We start from the raw sequence: 21,921 nt of genomic DNA, 5'->3' as shown, positions 1-21,921 counted from the left end.
TGAAAAAGTTTGGAGGGCGAAAGGTTTTAGATACCCGACCGTAAAGACCTGAGGGGAAAGGGTCATCTTACATAGGGGGTGAAAGGCACGCTGGCTCTCATTTCCCTGATTCTGGTCATCACGCTCTCAATGTTGATAGTCAGAATCGGTGCGATAGCCCTTGAGATGACGGGACTTTCAAAGGATGTGGCCTCGTTTCAGGCTCAGTCGGCCTTCTCGGGGGCTGGCTTCACGACGAACGAGAGCGAATACGTCGTTTCGAACCCCGTGAGGAGGAGGATAATAAGAACCCTGATATTCCTTGGAAGCGCCGGGATAACCTCCGCCATCGCCACCCTGCTCCTCACCTTCGTTGGAAAAACCGGTGAAGAAACCATAAACTCTTTGATAATCCTTGCCCTGAGCCTGATCGTCCTCTACATCACCTTCACCTCTAAGAGAGTGGAGAGACTCATGAGGAGGTGGATAAAGCGTTTCCTCAACAGGGCCTTCCCGGAACTCAGGGTTTACGACTACCACCAGCTGCTCGGCTTAACAAAGGGTTATTCCATCTCGGAGGTAAAGGTCGGGCCCGGGAGCTGGATGGCCAACAAAACACTAAGAGAACTCGAGCTTAACAAAGAAGGCGTCATCGTCCTCGGCATCTACAGAAAAAGCGATGGGGGAGAGATCTACATAGGGGCACCCCGGGGGGACACCCTCATAAAGCCGGGGGATGTGCTGGTGTGCTACGGCCCGGAGGAAGGCCTGCTCAGGCTCTCAAAGAGGATAAAGGGTCCGAAGGGAGACCTCGAGCACGAGGAGGCCGTAAAGATGGCTCAGATCAGGAGCATGGAAGAGGAGCTCAAGGCTTAGGTGTTCAGGTGGCCATCAAAGCTTTCATCCTTTGAGAAGCTGGCGTATCCCTTTTTATCCAGCCTCTTGCTCACGTAAGGACCGTCCTTCCTGTAGCCGAACTTCCGGTAGTACTCCCTAACGCCAACGCCGCTGATCACGAGCATCTTTTTGACGTCAAATTCTTCCCTCGCTATCCTCTCCGCCTCGGCCAGAAGTTCCCTTCCATAGCCGCGGTGCTGCCACTCGTATCTGGGCTTCCCGCCTATGGGCACAAGGGGTCCGTAGACGTGAAGCTCCCTGACTATTGCGGATGAGCAGCAGTTAATTTCTTTCCTGTGGGCCCTCTCACTCGGTATCCTCAATCTCAAAAAGCCTATCAAAATGTCGTTCTTAACATCCTCAAAGCTCAGGAAGATCTCCTTCCCGCCGGACGCATCGTAATCTTCCCTCAGAAGTTTAACGTGCTCCACCTCGGGCTCCACCCCAAACTTCTCCATCATGTGGCCAACTTCCCTGAAGCGAATCTCCCTCGGCCTGATGCCCCTCCTTACCAGCTCGTTAAAGACCAGCTGGCCGAGGTTTGAGTGCTTTACACCGTCGACTATCAGCTGAACGGGGATGTCCCTCTGAATCCTCATGACGCGAACCCACTTCGGGAAGAGCCTGTAGGCTTCCACGATGAGTTCAACGGCTTCCTCCGTTCTGTAGGGCCGGTATTTACCCTCCTTCCAGAGCCGGTAGAGGGGTGCGTCGGTGGTGACCAGCGTCGGGTATATCTTGAGCATATCGGGCCTGAAGCGTGGGTCCTCGAAGATCTTCCTGAAGGTGTAGAGGTCCCTCTCGAAGTTGCTCCCGGGAAGGCCGGGCATTATGTGGTAGTTGATCTTGAGCCCCGCATCGCGGAGTAGCCGGGTGGCTTTGATCACCTCTTCGATCCCGTGGCCCCTCCGGGTCCTCTCGTGGATGAAGTTGAACACCGTCTGCACCCCTAGTTCGACCCTCGTGGTGCCGAGTTTGAGCATCCTGTCTATCTGCCTCTCGAAGGCCCAGTCCGGACGCGTTTCGATGGTTAAGCCGACCATCCTTACCTTGGCCTTTTCGTTCTTCCTCTGCTCCTCCTCAAGGTAATAATAGCTCTTCCTGTGGGTCCTCTCCCACGCCCGCTTGAAGTTCCTGTCCTCAAAAACGGAGGTGTCCTTCTTCACTATAAGCCTGATGAGTTTCTCCTCGAGGTTCTCCACGTCCTTGAAGTAGGGAAAGTCGTTCATGGCCTTGAAGGCCTCCTTGACGAACCATTCCTGATAGTCCAGATCCACGGCCGGGAAGGTTCCGCCCTGAATTATCACCTCTACCTTGTCAACGTCGTGGCCTATGTCCGTGAGCTGCTTCAACCTGCGCATCATTATGATGTAGGGATGGTAGGCGCTCTGGATGGCCCTTAGAGCCGAGGGTTCCTTCCCTGTGTAGCTCTGGGGAGAGCCCTCGCCCGGCCCGCCGGGGCAGTAGATACACCTACCGTGCGGGCAGGGGAATGGTTTCGTCATCATCGCAACAACGGCCACACCGCTTATCGTCCTCGTAGGTTTCTTCTTCAGCAGGTCCCTGAACTCCTCCCGCCTCTCCTCGGGGATGGCCTTCAACACGTCGGAGTTACCGGGAATCCTGGAGAGGTGGTACTTCCGTGAGACCCTGACCTTCCAGCGGTTGAGCTCCTCTTTATCCCTTATCTCGCCGCTCATCACGAGTCTCGCCAGCTCCTCGACGGCCTTCTGAAAGTTCTCACCCATACCGGCACCTCTTGAAGCAGGTTGGAGGGGCCTTTTAAAAGGTTAGCTGGTGTGGGATAGGGTTAAAAGTTCCCCCGGAGATTGGATTCGGTGGTCTGGATGGTCGGAAGGGATGAGCTGGTGGAGTTTCTCGATGGGTATCTCAGGACAAACGAATTCCCGGACAAGTCGAGCAACGGCCTGCAGGTTGAGGGTAAGGTGGAAATCCAGAAGGTCGCCTTCGCCGTTGACACAACCCTCAGGACGATAGAGAAGGCCGTAAGGGATAAAGCCGACATGCTCGTGGTCCACCACGGCATGATATGGGGCGGTCTGGATTACGTTACCGGGATACACTACAAACGCCTTAAGGCCCTCATAGAGAACGGCCTGAACCTCTACGCGGCCCATCTTCCACTGGACGCCCATCCGGAGGTCGGGAACAACGTCGGCCTTTTGAAACTACTCGGCCTCGAACCCCGGGGAGCGTTCGGGGATTATAAGGGTCTGAGCATCGGGTTCTGGGGCGAGTTTGAGGAGCCTTTGCCTGTGGAGGAGGTGGCCGGAATAGTATCGAAAAAGCTCAACGCGGGGGTTAGAACCTACCCCTTCGGGAAAAGGGATGTAAGGACCGTTGGTGCCGTGAGCGGGGCCGGGGCCTTCGCCCTCGAGGAGGCCCACAGGAAGGGCATTGACCTGCTCATCACGGGAGAGTTCGGCCACGCGGATTACCTGACGGCAGTGGACCTGCCCCAGAGCGTTCTCGTAGCGGGTCATTACGCTACCGAGACCCTTGGAGTGAGGGCCCTGATGGACGTCGTGGCGGAGAGGTTTGGAGTCGAGACGATGTTCATCGACGATCCCACGGGGCTCTAAAGATAAAGAGAGTCTCACCTTTTTACATCTTAAAACCGAGGCTCTGGAGGTCTATCACCTATCGAGGCTATTAAACGCAGAGCGGACCTCAGGTACTCCCTGAAGCCTTCTTCGTCAAGGATTACAAAAGGAGCCCTGTCTTTCTTTGTTATAAGCCTCGAAGTTATTCCTCTCCTGTTCATGTCATTCAGAACTTCAGCAACTATCCTCTCAGGTACCTCAAGGGCTTTCATGAGCTCTTCATATCTTTTCCTGGCAACTGAGGGAGTTGGTAAAGCACTATTGATCAGCACATAATAAGCACTGAAGCGCTGGACATAATAATCGAAGTTCGCTGGCGGACTTGTTCGAGCAAGGAAGAACTCTAAGACCTCCTTGGGGGCGTAGTAATTAAGGTTTATAGGTCTCATACGTGAGTCGTAACTGTATTCCCTGACTGCCAAACCCAAACCCTCGAGTTTTTCAAAAAACCTCAGTGCAAAGTCCCTTAATGAAGTCTTTGCAAGAAATTCACAGAATACAACAACAGAATTTGGAGCATACTTGCTTAGTTCTGATTCGCCTATAAAAGGGTCTCCACAGTACTTAGCGACCTCAAGTATATCCTTTCTTTTCTCATCGCTTTCCGCTGGATATATTGCCCCGGTCCAGTCAACCCTATCCACTACAGAGCCCTGCAAAACTATCCAGATCTCATTTCCATACTTGCGTATCATGTCTTCAAGTTGAGACTTGTTCTCTTTGATACGGCGCATGATGATCTCGCGTGCAATTTCTTTTCCTCTTGAAGTCAGCTTTGCAATTGTTTTTCTATGATACCCTGATCCATTCCTATGAGTACTGACGAGGTTAAGTCTGGTTAAGATCGCAAGGATCTGTGGCTGAATGTTCACAGGTTCATACTCTGGCCTCCCTCTTATCGGCCCTGTAACAGGGTTATAATTTACCCGGATCTCAACGGGTAGGAGTTCTGGGATGTATATCATTACAAGGGAATTCATGATGTCATCAGCGAAATTCTCGAGACCACTTTCTTCGAGTTCCTCCAGTAATTCTTGGGTTTTGCTGGTTCTTGAAAGAACGCTGACATCTGGAATTTTCGTGGAGGAATAATATGGGTGTGTGGGTGGGATCGCCAATGTCATCCTTAGCTCATGCTCAAAGGATAGAGGGCTGGTTAAAACCTTAATCCTCTCATATCCAACCATTACCTCCTCCACCCTCTTTGAAGGCTCAAGGACTACGATGTACTTGTAAGTGTACTTGTTCATCGCAAGCTTTTTTGCATCCCTTGCAACATCACCGCTCTCTACAATCTCAACACCAATAGAAATACCGTCTTTGTATCCAACCACATCGACCCTGCCCATCCCACCCTCGGGGATTCTTGCGGGGGCTTCCTCCTCAGCCTTAAATCCATAGAATCTGAGGATGTCCCTTATTTCCCTCTTAACATATTCATGGTTCACCCGTGATCACCGTTATTAGTTACTGCCATAAAATATAAATCTTTTTGGATTTCACTTGAGAACTTTAAATGAAATGTTTGATATGTACTCCTGAATGGACGCCCGCCATAATCGTCCGGTTAATAGCCTTTTCCCTTATGAATAAATCCCTCCATGGTCTTCGAAATCCGGTGCGTTTTAATGGCTTCTACCGTAAAGAAAAACTTAATCAGTCCTAAGGGATTACGCTAAGGAAGAAGAGAGGAAGGAGATTGACAGGTTGATCAGGGAGCTTGAATACCGGCTGGAGGAGGGCGTGGAGTTCGACGACGAACTCATTGAGAAAATAAAAATACTCTCCTACAGGGTCAGGAATGGCTGACTGCCCTTTTACGTTTACCAGAATCCCGGCAAGAAAAGGTTATAAAGGGGCCTCGATTAGCATCGGGAGGGTTATCATGAGGATAGTGTTTGACGTGGGCGGCTCTGTTCTCGTGCCGGACGAACCGGACGTCGACTTCATCGGAAAAATAGCCTACGAACTCATCAAAATAAGCGAGGACCACGAGGTTGCGGTGGTCGTTGGCGGCGGGAAGGTGGCCCGGGAGTACATCAGGGCCGCGAAGAGCTTCAGCCCCAACGAAACCTTCAAGGACTACATAGGGATCCACATAACGAGAGCAAACGCCATGCTCCTCATAGCAGCCCTTGGCGAGAAGGCCTATCCATTCGTCATTCAGGACTTCCGCAAAGCCTGGGAGGTAATACAGCTCAAGAAGATACCCATAATGGGCGGAACGCACCCGGGCCATACCACCGATGCCGTCTCTGCCCTCCTCGCTGAGTACCTTCAGGCCGATCTGCTCGTGGTGGTGACGAACGTTGATGGGGTTTACGACTCCGACCCGAGGAAGAACCCCAACGCCAGAAAGCTCAGCAGGATCACTGTTGACCAGCTCGTGGGGATAGCTATGGAAGGGGAGAGCAGGGCCGGGGGGAGCAGCGTTGTGGACGCTCTGGCGGCGAAGTTCATCCAGCGCGGCAGGATAAAGACCATCATAGTGGGAAAGGAGGACGCCCGTCATCTCTTCGACGTGATAAAAGGGAAGCACAGTGGCACCGTCGTCGAGCCTTAGGCCGTTGAATCATGGGCAACTTTTTATACTTCTTCTCCTTTGAGTCTCCGGTGACGGCCGTGAGGATTCTGGTGGTGGGTTCCGGAACTGCCGGAAGCAACTTCGCACTGTTCATGCGCAAGCTCGACCGGAAGGCTGAGATCACCGTCATAGGAAAGGAACCAACGATGCAGTACTCGCCCTGCGCCCTTCCCCATGTGCTGAGCGGTAAGATAGAAAGGCCGGAGGACGTTATCGTCTTCCCCAACGGCTTCTACGAGAGGCAGAGGATAAGGCTGATGCTGAACACCGAGGCAAAGGCGATAGACAGGGAAAGGAAGGTCGTGGTGACCGATAAGGGCGAGGTTCCTTACGATAAGCTCGTTCTTGCCACGGGCTCAAAGCCCTTCATTCCGCCTATAAGGGGCATCGGTAACGGGGGAGTCTTCACCCTCAAGAGCCTCGACGACGTTAGGAGGATAAAGTCTTACATGGCCCGGAGGAAGCCGAAGAAGGCCGTCGTCATAGGGGCCGGTCTAATCGGTCTCGAGGGAGCAGAGGCTCTGGCAAGGCTCGGCATGGAGGTCCTTGTGGTTGAGCTCATGGAGCACCTGATGCCCCTGAGTCTGGATAAGGACACGGCAAAGCTCGTCCAGAGGGAAATGGAGGACCATGGTATCTCCTTCCGCTTTGGCGTCGGGGTGAGCGCCTTAATCGGGGACCCGGTTGAGGCCGTTGAGATCGGTGGGGAAAAGATTGAGGCGGATCTCGTTCTCGTGGCCACGGGCGTCAGGGCAAACGTTGACCTCGCCAGAGAGGCCGGCCTTGAGGTCAGCCGTGGGATCGTTGTCAACGAACACCTCCAGACGAGCGATCCCGACGTTTACGCCATAGGCGACTGTGCGGAGGTCGTGGATGCCGTAACGGGAAGGAGAACCCTCAGCCAGCTCGGAACGAGCGCCGTTAGAATGGCCAAGGTGGCCGCGGAGCACATAGCCGGTAGGGAAGTCTCCTTCAGGCCCGTTTTTAACACAGCCATTACCGAGCTCTTTGGTCTGGAGGTGGGAACCTTTGGACTGACCGAGGAAAGGGCCGGGAAGGAAGGGATCGAAGTTGTCGTGGGCAGGTTCAGGGGAAGCACGAGGCCGGAGTACTACCCGGGCGGGAAGCCGATAACCGTCAAGCTCATCTTCCGGAAGGCCGACGGGAAACTCGTGGGAGCCCAGATAGTCGGGGGAGAAAGGGTCTGGGGCAGGATAATGACCCTCTCGGCTCTGGCGCAGAAAGGAGCAACCGCGGAGGACGTTGCCTACCTCGAGACGGCCTACGCTCCCCCGATAAGCCCGACGATAGACCCGATCAGCGTGGCCGGTGAGATGGCACTCAGAAGACTGGGCTGAGGTTCTTTTCGATTTTAAATTCCCCTTTATATTCCGCTATCCATAGAAATTTAACCGGGTTGATCCTATGAAGGTCGGAAAGGTGTTAGGCTTTTAAAAATAAGAGGGGAATCAGCCCATCTGGAGGGCCCTTCCGCGAAGTTCCCCACGCTCGAAGCGGTAGGGATCGTACCACTCCGCCGGGAGGTCTGTCCTGCCCTTGGTTATCAGATCAGCCACCATCTCGGCGACCGCAGGGGCCATCATGAAACCGTGTCCTGAAAAACCTGCCGCAATGTAGTAATCGCTCAGCTCCTCGATCTTTCCTATGGCGGCGTTGCTGTCGGGCGTTTTTGCGTAGTAACCGGCCCACGTCCTCAGTATGAGGAGTTCCCTCAGGGCCGGGATTATCTTCGTGAAGTAGTAGCTCACCTCACGCATGAACTCGTAGGTTGGGTTGAGGTCATAGGTCGGCCCGAGCTCGTATCCAACGCCACCAACGATGCCACCGTGGGCCGTCTGGGTCAGGTAAGCATGGCCGTAACGCATGGAGATCACCATGGGCTTAACGGCTCCCTTCCGTATGGGCTGTGTTATAACCGCCTGATGTTTGTAGGGCTCTATGGGTATGCGGGTCTTTATCCCGGCCATCGCGTTGATGAGCTTGGCCCATGCGTTGGTGGCGTTAACAACGATGCCCGTTTTTATGATTCCCCTGCTGGTTTTGAGGCCCTTTATCTCTCCCTTCTCCCTGAGGAAGCCCTTGACCTCGGTGTACTCCACGAACTTTGCACCGTACTTCTCGGCGTTGATGGCGAAGGACACCGTCGCATGGAAGGGATCGGCCTTCCCGTCAGTCGGGTTCCATGAAGCGGCTATTACCTCGCTTGTATCCAGAAGAGGAACGATTTCTTTTGCCTCTTCGGGGGTTATCAGCCTCGTGGGGACGCCAAAGCGGTTCTGAATCTCTATGTTCCTCTTGAATTCCTCGACTTCACCCTCGTCGTAGAGCAGGAAAAGGTAGCCGGTCTGCTCAAAGGAGAAACCGTACCTCTCGCTGTACTCCTTCCAGAGCTCCACCGAGCGTTTCATAACCCTAACGTTGGCCTCGTCGTTGAACTGCTGCCTTATCCCCGTCCCGCAGCGGAAGGTAGAACCCGAACCGATAAAGCGCTTCTCTATCACGGTGACCTCTTCACCGCGCCTTGCCAGTTCGTGGGCGAGGGTCGTTCCGATTATTCCCCCGCCGATGATGACTATATCGCTCCTCTCCGGAAGCTCTTTACTCGGCATGGACATCCCTCCTCGCCGGGACCTTCATCTTTACGTTCTTCAACGGTGGTCTGGCTCCCGGAAGGTCTATGCGGGCCATATCAGAGCCAGTTATCTGGGAAACAACCACCGCGCCGTTGAAGAGGCAGAACCTGCCCTGACAGAAGCCCATGGCCAGGTGGGTCAGCCTCTTGATCACCTGCAGGTCGGTTATGCCCTTCCTTACAACGTCGTCCACCTTCTTCAGGGAAACGTCGCAACCGCATATCTGGACGTCTTCGAGGTTAAAGCTCTCGAAGGGTATCCTGCGATGGACGAAGGGGATCGGCTCGTAATCCTTTAGTTTGTCCTCGTAGATGCAGGGCGTTGAGTCGAAGCCGAATTCCCGCAGGATGTAGGCCCCCACGAGACGACCCTCGAGGTAGTTCGCGTAATGGGGCTTCACCGAGACGGCGCTTCCAGCAACGTATATCCCGTCCCGTATTCTGTGCTCGGAATCGAGAACCGGCGTGTAGTAGCCCCGCCTAAAGGTGAGCTTTCCTCCCGCCTGGGTTATCGGGTTGATGTCCGGTATCCTGCCCTCGGAGGTTATAACCGCATCAACCTCGTAGGTGTTTCCCTTCATGTCCACGAGCCTTTCAACCTTCTCCCTGCCCTCGGCACGTTTTGGATCGGGCACGATAACGTACTCTATACCCCAGCGCTCCAGTTCAGGGGTTACCTCTTCGGGCCTGCTCCCGACGACGGCCACCCTTCTGCCCGGGGCAACGCCCCACACGTTCATGACCTCGAGGGCGTAGTCCCTTCTGAACACGCCCGGAATATCGTTGTTCTCAAACAGGGATATCCCATCAACGGCACCGGTTGCCAGAACGACCCTCTTGGCCATCAGCTCGATGAGCTCGTCTCCCTTAGCCACCGGAACGAGGAAGTACTCGCCCTTGTCGAACACTCCGAGGGCTACGGTCTCCTTAAAGACCGTCACGTTCTCGTTGAACTTCGAGACCATCTCCCGCACTGCCTCTCTGGGGGCCTTTTCAAACCCCTCCTGGGGGAGGCCCTTAAGCCAGAGGTCCCCCCCGAGCCAGCCCTTCTCTTCGATCAGGGCCACCGTCAGGTGTTCCTGAACCTCAAGCACAGCCCCTATGCCGGCCGGGCCTCCGCCGATAACCACCACGTCGGCTACCATCCTTTCAACCGGCTTTCCCGTGTCTATCTCAACTGTCTCCTGAAAGTCCCCGTAGCTCTGGCGCTCTATCCTCATGCCGTCCCTGACCCTGACCGTCCTTCCGTTCACGTTCTTTACCCCGTTAAGGACAACCGGAAGGGGGCCGAAGGTAAAGGCTCCGCGCTTTCTTCCCTCCGTGCTGCTGGTCAGCCAGTAAACGCCGTTGGCGAGGAGGGCAACCGGGAGCTTCTCCCCCTCGTAGGCCTCCAGAGGTTGACCCTCGAAATATATCGTGACCTTCTTCATGCCCTTCTCCGTAAGGTCGAGCGGTCTCATGTTCCCACCTCGAGAATTCTAATCCACACCCGGAGGTGTACCACGATGTTTATAAACGTTGAGATGATCGGAAATGTCCCCTAAAAATTATGAAGGGACTCATACGAGCCCCGTGGCAAGAACGAACTCGGCAACGTTCTCAACCTGACTCCTAGCACGGGTCTCGGCTATGGTTTTCCTGCCGGCCTCCACCGGAACCTTCCTGAATATCTCCTCGTGTGTTTTAACGATCTCCTCAGGCGGTTTCGTGAGCAGGCTGACGATTACGATGACCAGAAGGGTAACGAAGAAGTTGATGAAGAACACTGGAACGTCTTGGAACCATCCCCCTATGGTTCCAAAGATTCCCGGGGCATCCTTTGTGAACGCCCATCCGTAGATCTTGGCCTCGAGGATTACCTCGCTGATCAGGCCGTAGGCCATTCCCACTATACCGCCTTCCTTTGTCACGCGTTTCCACCAGAGGCTCAGCGTGAGTATCGGACCGAAGCCAACCGCAAGCCCTCCCCATGCGGTTGCAACCATCTGGTAGATTACCTTGGATCCGTTGATGGCGAACCAGAGGGCCACGAGGGCGACACCGAGGACTACCAGCCTCGATATGTTGACCATCTCTCGCTTGCCCACCTCCTTTCCAAGGGCCTTGTGATAGAAGTCCCTCGCTATTGCCGAGGAAGCAACGAGCAGCTGGGAATCAGCCGTGCTCATGACGGCCGAGATTATTCCGGCAATGATGAAGCCCGCCAGCCAGCCCGGCATCAGCTTAACGGCCATCGCCGGGATCACCTTCTCAGGATCGCTGACCTGCAGAATCCCGCTCTGATACATTGCGAAGCCAAGGAACCCCGCGAAAAATGCCCCCCAGAGGACGAGGATAGTCCACGTGCCACTGATGAATATGCCCGGCCTCCTGAGCTTTCTCGGGTCTTCAACGCTCATATAGCGGGTAACTATGTGAGGCTGTCCGAGGTAGCCGACTATCCATGAGGCGTAGCCTATGGCGAAGATTATCGCGGCCAGTCCCGTGGCCCCACCGAAGGGGTGGAGTTTTGCTGGATCGGCCGAGGCTATTATATCCGTTGCCCTCTCAAGCCCGCCGATCCTGGAGAGCGCAAGGAAGGGAACTATAAGGAGCGTGAGCAGCATAAAGGTTGCCTGAACCACGTCCGTCCAGACGACGGCGAAGAATCCCCCTGTGATAACGTAGGCCGTCAGGATTATGACGGTTATCAGTATGCCCGCGTTATCGCTTACTCCGAATCCCTCGGCGAAGGTTTTACCCCCCGCCGCAAACTGAGCCGCAACGTAGGCCGTCATGAAGGTTATGATTATCAATGCGCTCAGGATCCTTATCAGCTTCGTGTTATCCTTCAGACGGGCTTCCAGATAATCGGGAACGGTTATGGCCCTGAACTTACCGGCGTAGATCCTTAGCCTTGGACCTATCAGGACGTAATCGGCGAGGGTACCGAAGAGACAGCCTATACCGGCCCAGAATGCACCGAGCCCTGCGCTGAAGGCTTTTCCCGGGTAGGCCAGCATCAGCCAGCCTGAGAAGTCGCTCGCCTTGTCGGAGAGGGTCGCCGCCAGAACGTGCACCTTTCTGCCTCCAACGAAGTACTGGTCTTCGTTCTTCGTGTAGCGGTTGGCCCACCAGCCTATGTAGGCGAGCAGGCCGAGGTACACCAGAAAGCCCAGGAGTATTCCGGTGTTCATGCCTTACCCCCCTCCTTAAGCTCTTTAACAAGGTCCTCGTCGTAGGCCAGAATCTCGTCATCCACGTAGTACTCCTTTCCGGTTATCCTGTCCCAGTAGCCGTACAACAGCATCGTTAGAATTCCCAAAATGGTGGGTATTATCAGCGTTGCCCAGGCTGCGCCACTAAGACCCATTTCCATCGACCCCCGTGCATCCATGTCACGATAAGATCACCATAGTGTGGTTTTATGGAGCTATAAACCTATCGGTCCAATAATGTCGGTTTTGGAATTCTATGTTCTCACAACCTGACAAACCAATGAAAAGGGTTAATAAGCCCCGTAACCTAAGGACCGGGGGCATTAACATGAGGGTAAAGGTGATGAGACCGATATTCAAGCCCGATGCCGAAGGAACCGGATTCGTCCTTTATCCCTACCACATATTCCATCTGAGGCTCTTCTACAGGCGACTTGGAATGAAGGACAGGGTGTTCGACTACTTCGCCTACGTTGATCTCTACCGGCTGGGGGCAGAGCGCGGGGATGGATTTATGGAACTGGAGGAGTGGGAGGTCGATGAGAAGAACGTCATGGAGCCTCTGGTCGATTACGAGGAGGCCAGAAAAAAGGCCTTTGAGAGCGCAATAACCTGGGGAAATTCGAGGGTCGTCTCGTGGTGGTTGCCGAGGGTAGAGGTCGTCCGCCACGAAAGGGCCTACAGGGTCTTCTGGATCTTTGAGAAGAATGGAAAGAAGTTCATAATGGACAGCCTCGACGGGAAGGAATTCGCCCTTGAGGACCTCATAAGAGGATAACCCTACCGGGCGTGGATCTCCACCACGTCCCCGTCCTCAAGAACGTGATCGGCACCGACCCTCTGGCCCGGGAACTTGACGCTCTTACCCCAGACCCTCGCGTACTTGAAGTTTCTGGCGAAGTCCTTGTGTATCCTTTCGGCCAGATCCATGACCGTCGAGCCCTTCTTCAGGGGCACTGGTGGGTAAGCGGGCTCCTCGCCGGGGCTTTTGGTGAAGACCCTGATGATACCCGCCAGTTCGTAGAGCTCGTCCTTGAGTTTATCCAGCTGGATCTTCTTTCTAGCTGAAACGGGGATTATTCGGAACCTCTCGCCGTAAGCTTTAACCAGCCTCTCGTAGTTCTCCCTGCTGCCGGGAGCGTCGCCCTTATTCGCTATTACTATGGCCTTCCTCCACACGAGGCTCTCATCGAGGGCATCGGAGAAATCCTCAAGGGTTACGGGCTCTTTAACGGTTATCTCGGCGCTGTGTATTCTCTCCTCCCTGAGCATCCTCATGACTTCCCTTACGTCCCCCTTGATGTTCTCCTGACCGTTGATGACTATTCCCCCCGTGACGGTTTTTCTGATCTCTACAGCTGGGCGACGTCTGTTGAGCTTTATACCGGCCCGCTCGAACTCCCTCAGGAGGATTTCCATCTGCTCCACGGGATCCCGGGAGAGGTCAACGACTATGGCTATGGCATCGGCGTTCCTTATGACGCTTAAAAGCTGCGGTCCCATACCCTTTCCAAGGGCGGCACCCTGAACGAGGCCCGGAACTTCCACGAGCTGAATTTGAACGTCCTTGTGGTGCATCATGCCCGGAATCGGCTCCACGGTGGTGAAGGGGTAATCCGCAACGTCCGTGTCAGCGTTGGTGAGGGCCCTCAGGAGTGAGGATTTACCCGCGTTTGGCAATCCTGCAAGGACTATCTGGGCAGCTCCCTCCTTCCTGACGCTGAAAGAATACCCTCCCCCCTTTTTCTGGGCCTGCTGTTTTTCGAGCTCCTTCCTGAGCTCCGAGAGTTTCCGTTTAATATGGAGCCTGAGCTTTTCGGTCCCCTTGTGCTTCGGAACCGTCGCGTACATCTTCTCAAGTGCCCGGATCTTTTCCTGAATGGTTCTGGCCTTTTGATACTCCTCCTCAGCCTTCAGGTACTCTACTGTAACGTTGGTGGGCATCTTCTCACCCCTTCGCTCCGCCGTTTTAAGGGACGGAGGGTTTTATAAAAATGTATTGCTCACAGAACATCGACCCCATTTGGAGGGCTGACCGGCCGGATGCCGAGAGGGAGTTTTTCAGGGATAACGGTGTTAAATGCATCGTCAACTTTATATACTTTCTCGAAAAATTTTAGAAGGTGATATCATGAGGGCAGGCCTTGATGAGGTTGATAGGAAAATACTGGCGATTCTCCAGAAGAACAGTCGAACCCCCCTGAGGGAAATCTCCAAGGAGGTTAACCTCGCCGAATCAACGATCTACGAGAGGATTAAAAGGCTGAAGACGAGGGGGGTAATAAGGAAGTTCACCGTAATACTCGACCCCGATTCCATCGGTTTCAATATCCTCGCCTTTGTTCTGATAAAGGCCAAGGCCGGAAAATACTCAAGCGTGGCGGGTGAACTCAAAAAATACCCGGAGATAGTTGAGATCTACGAGACCACGGGCGACTACGACATGCTCGTGAAGATAAGGAGCCGTGGAAGCGACGAGCTGAACGAGTTCCTCGACAGGATAGGCGAGATCGAGGGAGTCGAGGCCACCCACACGATGGTGGTCCTCAAGGTTCACAGGGAGACCACCGAGCTCCCGCTCTAATTCCAAAAGGGTTATAATCTCCTTTTTCCATTACCCCCTGAACTAAGGGAGGTGTTATGGATGAAGGTGGTGTTTCTCAGTGCAGACGAGTTTGAGGATCTGGAGCTTATCTATCCCCTCCACCGCCTCAGGGAGGAGGGCCATGAGGTCTACGTGGCCAGCTTCGAACGGGGAAGGATAACCGGAAAGCACGGCTATTCCGTGGAAGTCCAGCTTTCCTTCGAGGAGGTTGATCCGGAAGAGTTCGATGCCCTCGTCCTGCCCGGTGGGAGGGCCCCCGAGAGGGTGAGGCTCAACGAGAAGGCTGTGGAGATAACCAGAAGGATGTTCGAGGCCGGAAAACCTGTTGCAAGCATCTGCCACGGTCCGCAGATACTCATCTCCGCTGGAGTGCTCAAGGGCAGGAGGGGAACGAGCACGATAACCATAAGGGATGACCTCGTAAACGCCGGCGTTCAGTGGGTCAACGAGGAGGTTGTGGTGGACGGCAACTGGGTTAGCTCGAGACATCCGGGAGATCTATACGCATGGATGCGGGAGTTCGTGAAGCTCCTTCGCTGACTTCTTTTATTCCAGCCTGCGGGATTTTAACTACCTTCCGGTGAGGCGATAAAACCCATCCAGACGAAAGTCCCGGAATAGCACGTATCCGGAGTTTCGGAGTTGTCCTGAGGAGGGATCATGGTGAGAACCATCGGCTGGGTTCTTGTGCTCTTAGGCTTCCTCCTGTTACTGAGGGAGTTCCACCCTTCGTTCCTTGGGTGGCTTTCCCCCTATAGGAGCTACATAAAAAACGCTTTCTGGGGGGTTACTCTGGTGGCCTTCGGGGCCTACCTCCTCGCGAGAGGGACCTTCAGAAGGGTTGTGAAGGTCCTTTACCTGATTTATCTCATCCTCTATCTGGTGGTGTGAATGGACCGCTGGAGGATCGTGAGAGCGTTCATCCTTGGACCCCTGCTCGAGGTGGTCGTTCCAAAGCCGGGTAACGTGAACCGCTATGCGGACTTCGACGACCTGAGCGTGTACAACTTTCTGTTCGGGGATACCGCCGTTGTGGGCATCTACTACGAGGCGGTGAAGACCGCGGAACTGATACGGAGGGGACTCCTCTCCTTCAGGGAGGCCGGGATGGGGGAGCTCATACGAAGGGCAGTCCAGTCCTCACGTGAGGCTCAGGATGCGAACCCGAACTTCGGTGTCGTGACCCTCTCGATCCCGCTGATCATGGGGATGGCCATCGGAAGGAACATGCTCGAAGCCCGGGAAAAGGCGGGGCTCCTGATTAAAGAATCGACGGTTCGCGACACGATAGAGCTTTACCGCGCGATAAGGATTGCAAACCCGAAGGGCGTTCAGGCCGGGGTTAGGTACGACGTTTACAGCGACGAATCCTTCAGGGAGCTCTTTCAGGACGGAATAAACCTCGCGAGGCTCGCGGAGATAAGCTGTGAGAGGGAGCTGATTTTCTGCGAGTGGCTCAACGGCTACAACCTGAGCTACGCCACCTTTGAAAGGCTCTACGGCCTGATAAAGGTACTTCCGCTGGAGGATGCCGTTGTGAGAGCATTCATCGAGCTTCTGAGCGAGAACCTCGACACCCTGATAATCAGGAAGGCCGGTCCCGGTGAGGCCAAACTCGTTCGGGATAAGGCCCGGAAGGTCCTCAAAGGAGAGATGGGCGTTGAGGAGTTCGATTCGTTCATGAGGGAAAAGGGCGATCTGAGAAACCCGGGCAGTCTTGCGGACGTGATGGCCGTCTCGCTTAGCCTTCTCGTTCTCAGGGGGCTGAGGATTGAGATGAGGGAGGGAAGGGCGTGGGGAGTTATTGAATCACCCTGAACCTCTTCGCCCCACCCGACCCGAGGCCGATGACCCTGCTGTCGATTACAACAGCGTCACCTTCCAGTTCTTCAACCACGCGCACCCTGAACCCGGACAGCTCGAGAACCTCGTCTCCCTCTCCAAACTCTTCGTTGAGCTGCTCCTTCACGAACTCGTAGGCCTTCTTCCCGATTAAAAGAACATCGGGCTCGTAACCTTCAAGCTTCAGCTCGTTGGCCTTCTCCTCCACCGTGCTCAGAACGCGGATCAGATCACCCCTCACTTCCACCACCGTAACCCCTTGGCCTCCATGCTATTAAGCTTTCCCTAAAGCCCGAAGGCCCCCTTTATCCCGTTGATGACCATCTGGACGGCCATCGAGGTGAGTATCAGACCCATCATCCTCGTCAGGACCTTTATGCCTGTCCTTCCGAGTCTCATCTGTATTCCTCTGGAGGACCAGAGGACAAGCCAGACCGTAAGGCCTATCGCGAGAACGCCCGCCATAACGACGGCCTTTTCCGGGACCCCGTGACTGTTCCCCATGTAGAGCATTACGGTGGTTATAGCGCCCGGACCGGAGATGAGGGGTATCGCGAGGGGTGTTATCGCAACTTCTTCCAGTGTAACGACCTCCTCTCCAAGCTCCTCGGTCTCCTCGCTGCTTATCTTTACGGTGGATACCTTCCCCGAGAGCATCTCCATGGCCATCTTGAAGAGCAGTATCCCTCCGGCTATTGCGAAGGCGTTAACGCTCGAACCGAAGAACCGGAATATCCACTCCCCGAGGAGTGCGAAGAGGGTCAGCGTGATCACCACAACCAGAGCGGTCTTCCTCGCTATCTCGTGCCTCTCCTTCCAGCTCAGGTTGTGGGTAACGCTGAGAAAGACCGGAACGGCCCCCACGGGGTTGGTTATCGCAAACAGACCGCCGTACACCATGATGAAATACTTCAGGTACTCGATCAAGTTATCACTTCCCGGCGGGGTTACGAATCACCGGTTATTTCAAAGGAGTAGGTAACCTCGGCACCGCTGAGCTTTACATGGGCGGAGGCCGAGCAGTATTTATCCTGGCTCAGTTTTATGGCACGCTCCGCCTTCTCCTCATCCACATCCCCGTAAATCCTGTAGTGCAGATTAACCCTCTTGTAAATTCTGGGATGCTCATCACGGCGCTCCCCGCTTATTTCAACTTCAAGCCCTTTTATGGGCTCGCGCATCTTCTGGAGTATCATAACAACGTCGTAAGCCGTGCATCCGGCCACGCTTAGAAGCAGGAGCTTCATGGGACTTATTCCACCCTCACCCAGAATTACGGAGCACTTATCGCCTTCGATCCTCCCTATAAACTGCATGTCTTTGAACCACTCAACCGTTCCCCTTACCTCATCGCTCATTCTACCACCCACATGAACTTGCATTATCTTTTTTAAATGCCTTTTGGGAACTTTAGTCATGTACATACGACCCTTCGATCCGTGGAGGTCAAAACTCTGCACCTGTCCCTTTAAATACACGCTGAACGTTTACACGGGTTGCGACCACGCCTGCCTCTACTGTTACATAACCTCCTACATTCCCCGGGCTTTCAGGGTCAGGACCAAGGAAGGCCTCCTGCCGGGGCTGGAGAGGGAACTGCGGCGGTTGGACAGGAGGTACGTGGTGGCCCTCTCCTACTCCTCCGACCCCTATCCGACCGTGGAGAGGGAGCTGGGGATAACCCGCAGGGTTCTGGAACTCTTCAGGAGGTACGACGTGAGGTGCATGATACTCACCAAGTCGGACATCTTCGAGCGGGATCTGGATGTGCTTAGCGAGCTCAGGTGCGCCGTCGGGATAACCGTCACCACCGTGGACGGGAGGAAGGCAAAGATACTGGAACCCAATGCTCCGGCTCCGGAGAAAAGAATAAGGGCCCTCCGGAAGGCCCGGGAGATGGGCATACCCGTTTACGCCCGGATCGACCCGATAATCCCTTTCTACACGTGGGAGGACTTCGAGGAAACCCTCGATGCGCTCGACTTCGTTGAGCACGTGACCGTTTCAACGCTCAAGCTCAGGCCCGACTCAAAAAAGCGCCTCTTCGCCCGGCTTCCTGAACTGATGGAGAGGCTCTGGCCGCTGTACGAGAGGGGTGAGAGGATAGGAGGTTACCGCTACCTGCCACGGGAACTGAGGTTCGAGATACTCCGGCTGGCTGAGAAAAAGATTCTGGAACGGGGCATCACGTTTGGCTCGTGCCGGGAGGGTTATCGGTCGTTTCCGAGCTGTGATGGTTCCCATCTCGTTCCCCTTTGAGGGCCTCCCTTACCTCCGCCTCTATCTCAACCCTCTCCAGCTCGAGCTTTTTCGTGCGGTACTCGAGGGCGGCCTCCACGAAGGCCTCGAAGAGATTCATCATCTCCGGAAGGTACTCCGGTTGCCACTGGACGCCTATTAGGAACCCTTCATCGCCCTCTATGGCCTCCACCAGTCCATCAACGGCGTAGGCAACGGGTTTTATCCCATCACCGACCTTCTTCACGGCCTGATGGTGAAAGCTGTTGACCCTCAGGTAAACCTCGCTGGTTCCCTCGATGTTCAATGCCTCCCTGAGTATCCGGTAGAGTCTCGAGTTTGATTTTATCCTGAGCCCGTGGACCCTCTGGCCGGGGTCCGTCAGGTTGGTACTCCAGTCGTGCTTTATGGTCTTTGGAATATCCTTCAGGTCCTGATAAAGCGTCCCACCCAGGGCCGTGTTTATTACGTGCATTCCCCGGGAAATGCCGAGTACCGGGAGTCCTCTGTCAACGGCCATCTTCACGAGCCTTATCTCGAACTCGTCCCTCTCCACGTCAACGCTCCTTATGGCATCCGAAGGATCCTCCCCGTAGAAGTGGGGGTGGACGTCGGGCCCCTCAACGAGGAGTAAGCCGTCCACGTGCTCGATTACCTCCTCAGGGGATACGTTAACCCCGAAAACCGCCGGAACGCCCCCGGCAGCGGCGATGATATCGAGATGCCTTTGGCCGATGGAGAACCCCCTACCCGATGGATCCCTTTGCCCGACCATGCCTATCAAAGGCTTCATAGAACCACCGGTTGTGGTTCGCACCGGCGGGTAAAAAGTTTATGGAAAAAAGACTACCCCCTGAGGGCCTTCATCTCATCTTCTATGACCTGAGCGAGCCTTTTTACGCCCTCGCGTATCGTCTCCTCTGGCACGTAGGTGAAGTTGAGACGCATCGTGTTCTTCACCTCGCGGTGGGCGAAGAAGGCCTCCCCCGGAACGTAGGCGACGCCCTTTCTTATTGCCTTCTCGGCCATGAGCTTGGTGTCTATGCCCTCGGGCAGGGTGACCCAGATGAACATCCCCCCATCGGGCCTCGTCCACCTGACCCCCTCGGGCATGTACTCCTCCAGAGCCTCCAGCATCGCATCCCTCCTCGGCCTGTAGAACTCTACGATCTCCTCAATGTGCTCGTCCAGATAACCCTCCTCCACGTACTTCCACGCGATGACCTGCCCGAAGGTGTTGGCGCAGAGGTCAACGGCCTGCTTGGCTATCTCTATCTTCCTTATGAAGTGGGGGCTTCCCGTGATCCAGCCCAGCCTGAACCCGGGGGCCAGTATCTTCGAGAAGGTCCCAAGGTAAAGAACCCTCCCCTGATCGTCGAAGTGCTTTATGGGAGGTATCGGCTCCCCGGAGTAACGGAGCTCGCTGTAGGGGTTGTCCTCAACTATGAGGAAATCGTACTCGTCCGCCAGCTCAACGAGCCTTTTCCTCCTCTCAAGGCTCATAGTCACTCCTGCAGGGTTCTGGAAGGTGGAGACGGTGTAGACGAACTTGACCTTCTTCCCCTCCCTGCGGAGTTGCTCCAGCTTCTCCTCGAGCAGTTCAACCTTCATTCCCTCATCGTCCATCGGTATGCTTATGAACCGGGGATCGTAGTACTTGAACGCGTTTAGGGCCGCGAGGTACGTTGGGCCTTCGACCACAACCACATCCCCCGGGTTTATGAAGACCCTGCCTATGAGATCGAGGGCCTGCTGGGAACCTGCGACGATCATTATGTCGACTTTACTGGTTGGAATGGCGTAGCGGTTCTTCATCCACTCGGCAAGGGCAAGGCGGAGCGGTGTAAAGCCTTTGGTGGTTCCGTACTGGAGTGCCTTATCCGCGTGGCTGGTCAAAACCTCGGCGGTTATCTTCCTGATGGTCTCAACGGGAAAGGTTTCGGGAGCTGGAAGGCCTCCGGCGAGGGATATGACGTCTCCACTCTCAACAAGCTTGAGAAGTTCCCTTATCTCCGAGGCTTTCATGGCCTTGGCCTTCTCCGAAAAGTAGGCATCAAAATCCAGTGAACCCGAACCCAGTTTACGCATGAGCTTCTCTTCCATTTCCTTCCCTCCGATGGACATGTTCGAACACGTCACCGCATCTATACATGTTGGAGTAGCGGCGATTGCTTATAAATCTTTCCACAATGGCCGTTAGCAGGGTTTCCATTTGTAAAGGTGGATTGGTGTGTATTTTTAGAAACATCAACGAAGCCAGCGGGACAGTAATGAACAAAAACTTCTAAAACCCGCCCTCCAATCCCCCTCCATAGGGAGGTGGTCAAGATGCCCGTGGTTAAGGAGGTACTGAAGATAGCCGAGGACATCAGGGACATGAGGATAAGGGGTGCGGGCAAGATAGCCCGCTCGGCGGCCTATGCGCTTCAGCTTCAGGCCGAGAAGAGCGAGGCAAAGGACGTCGATGCCTTCTGGGGGGAGATGAAGCAGGCCGCGAGGATACTGTTCAACACAAGACCAACCGCAGTTTCCCTTCCAAACGCGCTCCGCTACGTCATGCACCGGGGTAAACTGGCCTACGAGGGCGGTGCGGATCTGGAAAGGCTGAGGTTCATAATAATAACCGCCTCGAAGGAGTTCATCCACAACTCCGAGAAAGCCATCGAGAAAATAGGCGAAATAGGGGCCAAGCGCATAGAGGATGGCGACGTCATAATGACCCACTGCCACAGCAAGGTGGCCATAAGCGTCATGAAGAGGGCCTTCGAGGAGGGCAAGGACATAAAGGTCATCGTCACGGAGACGAGACCGAAGTGGCAGGGGAAGATCACCGCAAAAGAGCTCGCAGGCTACGGCATACCCGTCATCTACGTCGTCGATTCCGCCGCGAGGCACTACATGAAGATGACGGACAAGGTCGTAATGGGGGCCGATTCGATAACCGTCAACGGAGCCGTCATAAACAAGATAGGAACCGCGCTGATAGCGCTGGCCGCCAAGGAGCACAGGGTATGGACGATGATCGCGGCCGAGACCTACAAGTTCCATCCCGAAACCATGCTCGGCCAGCTGGTGGAGATAGAGATGCGCGATCCCCACGAGGTCATCCCGAAGGAGGAGCTCGAAACGTGGCCAAAGAACATAGAGGTGTGGAACCCGGCCTTTGACGTTACGCCCCCGGAGTACATAGACGTTATCATAACGGAGCGCGGCATAATACCCCCGGCAGCGGCCATCGACATCCTCAGGGAGGAGTTCGGCTGGGCCCTCAAGTACACCGAGCCCTGGGAGGATTAGGAAGG

The 21,921-nt window shown here is 54.9% G+C and carries 23 protein-coding genes; 11 read left to right on the top strand and 12 right to left on the bottom strand.

Going from position 1 to position 21,921, the window contains the following annotated elements:
• Window positions 1-129: 129 nt before the first annotated feature.
• Complete coding sequence (locus A3L12_RS02390) at window positions 130-855, top strand: potassium channel family protein (RefSeq protein WP_232462912.1); 726 nt, start codon at window positions 130-132, stop codon at window positions 853-855.
• On the opposite strand, the gene A3L12_RS02385 is transcribed toward A3L12_RS02390, so the two are convergent.
• Complete coding sequence (locus A3L12_RS02385; RefSeq protein WP_088882122.1) at window positions 852-2,624, bottom strand: tRNA uridine(34) 5-carboxymethylaminomethyl modification radical SAM/GNAT enzyme Elp3; 1,773 nt, start codon at window positions 2,622-2,624, stop codon at window positions 852-854. The genes A3L12_RS02390 and A3L12_RS02385 overlap by 4 nt on opposite strands.
• A gap of 99 nt (window positions 2,625-2,723) precedes the next feature.
• Between A3L12_RS02385 and A3L12_RS02380 the strand changes: the two genes are divergently transcribed.
• The gene (locus A3L12_RS02380) at window positions 2,724-3,479 is read left to right on the top strand and encodes a Nif3-like dinuclear metal center hexameric protein (RefSeq protein WP_088882121.1); all 756 of its coding nucleotides are present in this window, start codon (window positions 2,724-2,726) and stop codon (window positions 3,477-3,479) included.
• 29 nt (window positions 3,480-3,508) lie between these two features.
• Here the strand turns inward: A3L12_RS02380 and A3L12_RS02375 are convergent, their stop codons facing one another.
• On the bottom strand, window positions 3,509-4,948 hold the full coding sequence (locus A3L12_RS02375; protein WP_088882120.1) for a hypothetical protein: 1,440 nt from the start codon (window positions 4,946-4,948) through the stop codon (window positions 3,509-3,511).
• A gap of 437 nt (window positions 4,949-5,385) precedes the next feature.
• Between A3L12_RS02375 and pyrH the strand changes: the two genes are divergently transcribed.
• Together pyrH and A3L12_RS02365 are read left to right on the top strand one after the other, a co-directional pair.
• Window positions 5,386-6,063: a UMP kinase gene (gene pyrH / locus A3L12_RS02370; protein WP_088882119.1), complete on the top strand. Its 678-nt coding sequence runs from the start codon at window positions 5,386-5,388 to the stop codon at window positions 6,061-6,063.
• 59 nt (window positions 6,064-6,122) lie between these two features.
• Window positions 6,123-7,442: an NAD(P)/FAD-dependent oxidoreductase gene (locus A3L12_RS02365; RefSeq protein WP_088882118.1), complete on the top strand. Its 1,320-nt coding sequence runs from the start codon at window positions 6,123-6,125 to the stop codon at window positions 7,440-7,442.
• Between the two features lie 111 nt (window positions 7,443-7,553).
• Here the strand turns inward: A3L12_RS02365 and A3L12_RS02360 are convergent, their stop codons facing one another.
• The 4 genes from A3L12_RS02360 to A3L12_RS02345 form a co-directional block, all read right to left on the bottom strand.
• On the bottom strand, window positions 7,554-8,714 hold the full coding sequence (locus A3L12_RS02360) for an FAD-binding oxidoreductase (protein WP_088882117.1): 1,161 nt from the start codon (window positions 8,712-8,714) through the stop codon (window positions 7,554-7,556).
• Window positions 8,704-10,197, bottom strand: a complete 1,494-nt coding sequence (locus A3L12_RS02355) for an FAD-dependent oxidoreductase (RefSeq protein WP_088882116.1) — start codon at window positions 10,195-10,197, stop codon at window positions 8,704-8,706. Before A3L12_RS02355 ends, A3L12_RS02360 begins: the two co-directional genes overlap by 11 nt.
• Before the next feature lie 99 nt (window positions 10,198-10,296).
• On the bottom strand, window positions 10,297-11,913 hold the full coding sequence (locus A3L12_RS02350; protein WP_088882115.1) for a sodium/proline symporter: 1,617 nt from the start codon (window positions 11,911-11,913) through the stop codon (window positions 10,297-10,299).
• Window positions 11,910-12,089, bottom strand: a complete 180-nt coding sequence (locus A3L12_RS02345; RefSeq protein WP_088883196.1) for a hypothetical protein — start codon at window positions 12,087-12,089, stop codon at window positions 11,910-11,912. Before A3L12_RS02345 ends, A3L12_RS02350 begins: the two co-directional genes overlap by 4 nt.
• 173 nt (window positions 12,090-12,262) lie before the next feature.
• Here A3L12_RS02345 and A3L12_RS02340 point away from each other — a divergent pair, with 173 nt between their 5' ends.
• Window positions 12,263-12,712 carry a hypothetical protein gene (locus A3L12_RS02340; RefSeq protein ID WP_088882114.1) on the top strand — a complete coding sequence of 150 codons (450 nt, stop codon included), beginning with the start codon at window positions 12,263-12,265 and terminating at the stop codon, window positions 12,710-12,712.
• A gap of 2 nt (window positions 12,713-12,714) precedes the next feature.
• Here the strand turns inward: A3L12_RS02340 and A3L12_RS02335 are convergent, their stop codons facing one another.
• Window positions 12,715-13,878: a GTP-binding protein gene (locus A3L12_RS02335; protein ID WP_088882113.1), complete on the bottom strand. Its 1,164-nt coding sequence runs from the start codon at window positions 13,876-13,878 to the stop codon at window positions 12,715-12,717.
• A gap of 187 nt (window positions 13,879-14,065) precedes the next feature.
• Between A3L12_RS02335 and A3L12_RS02330 the strand changes: the two genes are divergently transcribed.
• From A3L12_RS02330 to A3L12_RS02315, 4 genes are all read left to right on the top strand, one after another.
• Window positions 14,066-14,518, top strand: a complete 453-nt coding sequence (locus A3L12_RS02330) for an Lrp/AsnC family transcriptional regulator (protein ID WP_088882112.1) — start codon at window positions 14,066-14,068, stop codon at window positions 14,516-14,518.
• 60 nt (window positions 14,519-14,578) lie between these two features.
• On the top strand, window positions 14,579-15,079 hold the full coding sequence (gene pfpI / locus A3L12_RS02325; protein WP_088882111.1) for a deglycase PfpI: 501 nt from the start codon (window positions 14,579-14,581) through the stop codon (window positions 15,077-15,079).
• A gap of 120 nt (window positions 15,080-15,199) precedes the next feature.
• Window positions 15,200-15,430, top strand: a complete 231-nt coding sequence (locus tag A3L12_RS02320; RefSeq protein ID WP_232462901.1) for a hypothetical protein — start codon at window positions 15,200-15,202, stop codon at window positions 15,428-15,430.
• Entirely contained in the window at window positions 15,431-16,357 is a 927-nt protein-coding gene (locus tag A3L12_RS02315; RefSeq protein WP_088882110.1) for a triphosphoribosyl-dephospho-CoA synthase, read from the top strand.
• Here A3L12_RS02315 and A3L12_RS02310 read toward each other — a convergent pair.
• Genes A3L12_RS02310 through A3L12_RS02300 form a run of 3 tightly spaced genes read right to left on the bottom strand, consistent with a single transcriptional unit; the run spans window position 16,341 to window position 17,739 of the window.
• Window positions 16,341-16,622, bottom strand: a complete 282-nt coding sequence (locus tag A3L12_RS02310; RefSeq protein WP_088882109.1) for a family 4A encapsulin nanocompartment shell protein — start codon at window positions 16,620-16,622, stop codon at window positions 16,341-16,343. The two genes, A3L12_RS02315 and A3L12_RS02310, sit on opposite strands and share 17 nt — an antisense overlap.
• Window positions 16,623-16,666: 44 nt before the next feature.
• Window positions 16,667-17,308, bottom strand: a complete 642-nt coding sequence (gene snatA / locus A3L12_RS02305) for a neutral amino acid NAAT transporter SnatA (protein ID WP_088882108.1) — start codon at window positions 17,306-17,308, stop codon at window positions 16,667-16,669.
• Window positions 17,309-17,328: 20 nt separating this feature from the next.
• Complete coding sequence (locus A3L12_RS02300) at window positions 17,329-17,739, bottom strand: OsmC family protein (protein WP_088882107.1); 411 nt, start codon at window positions 17,737-17,739, stop codon at window positions 17,329-17,331.
• A 58-nt stretch (window positions 17,740-17,797) separates the two neighbouring features.
• Between A3L12_RS02300 and A3L12_RS02295 the strand changes: the two genes are divergently transcribed.
• Window positions 17,798-18,640 (top strand): radical SAM protein, encoded by an 843-nt coding sequence (locus A3L12_RS02295; RefSeq protein ID WP_088882106.1) that lies wholly within the window; start codon window positions 17,798-17,800, stop codon window positions 18,638-18,640.
• Here A3L12_RS02295 and A3L12_RS02290 read toward each other — a convergent pair.
• A complete protein-coding gene (locus A3L12_RS02290; protein WP_088882105.1) occupies window positions 18,567-19,412 on the bottom strand; it encodes a gamma-glutamyl-gamma-aminobutyrate hydrolase family protein in 846 nt (281 codons plus the stop codon). The two genes, A3L12_RS02295 and A3L12_RS02290, sit on opposite strands and share 74 nt — an antisense overlap.
• A 53-nt stretch (window positions 19,413-19,465) precedes the next feature.
• The gene (locus A3L12_RS02285) at window positions 19,466-20,722 is read right to left on the bottom strand and encodes a PLP-dependent aminotransferase family protein (protein WP_088883194.1); all 1,257 of its coding nucleotides are present in this window, start codon (window positions 20,720-20,722) and stop codon (window positions 19,466-19,468) included.
• 225 nt (window positions 20,723-20,947) lie between these two features.
• Between A3L12_RS02285 and A3L12_RS02280 the strand changes: the two genes are divergently transcribed.
• Window positions 20,948-21,916, top strand: coding sequence for a ribose 1,5-bisphosphate isomerase (locus tag A3L12_RS02280; protein WP_088882104.1), 969 nt, complete (start codon window positions 20,948-20,950; stop codon window positions 21,914-21,916).
• Window positions 21,917-21,921 lie beyond the last annotated feature (5 nt).

Origin of the sequence: Thermococcus sp. P6 (assembly GCF_002214525.1) — an archaeon.
In the GTDB taxonomy this organism is placed as follows: domain Archaea; phylum Methanobacteriota_B; class Thermococci; order Thermococcales; family Thermococcaceae; genus Thermococcus.
The sequence above is the reverse complement of the archived record's forward strand: the minus strand, read 5'-3'. Positions and strand labels throughout refer to the sequence as shown.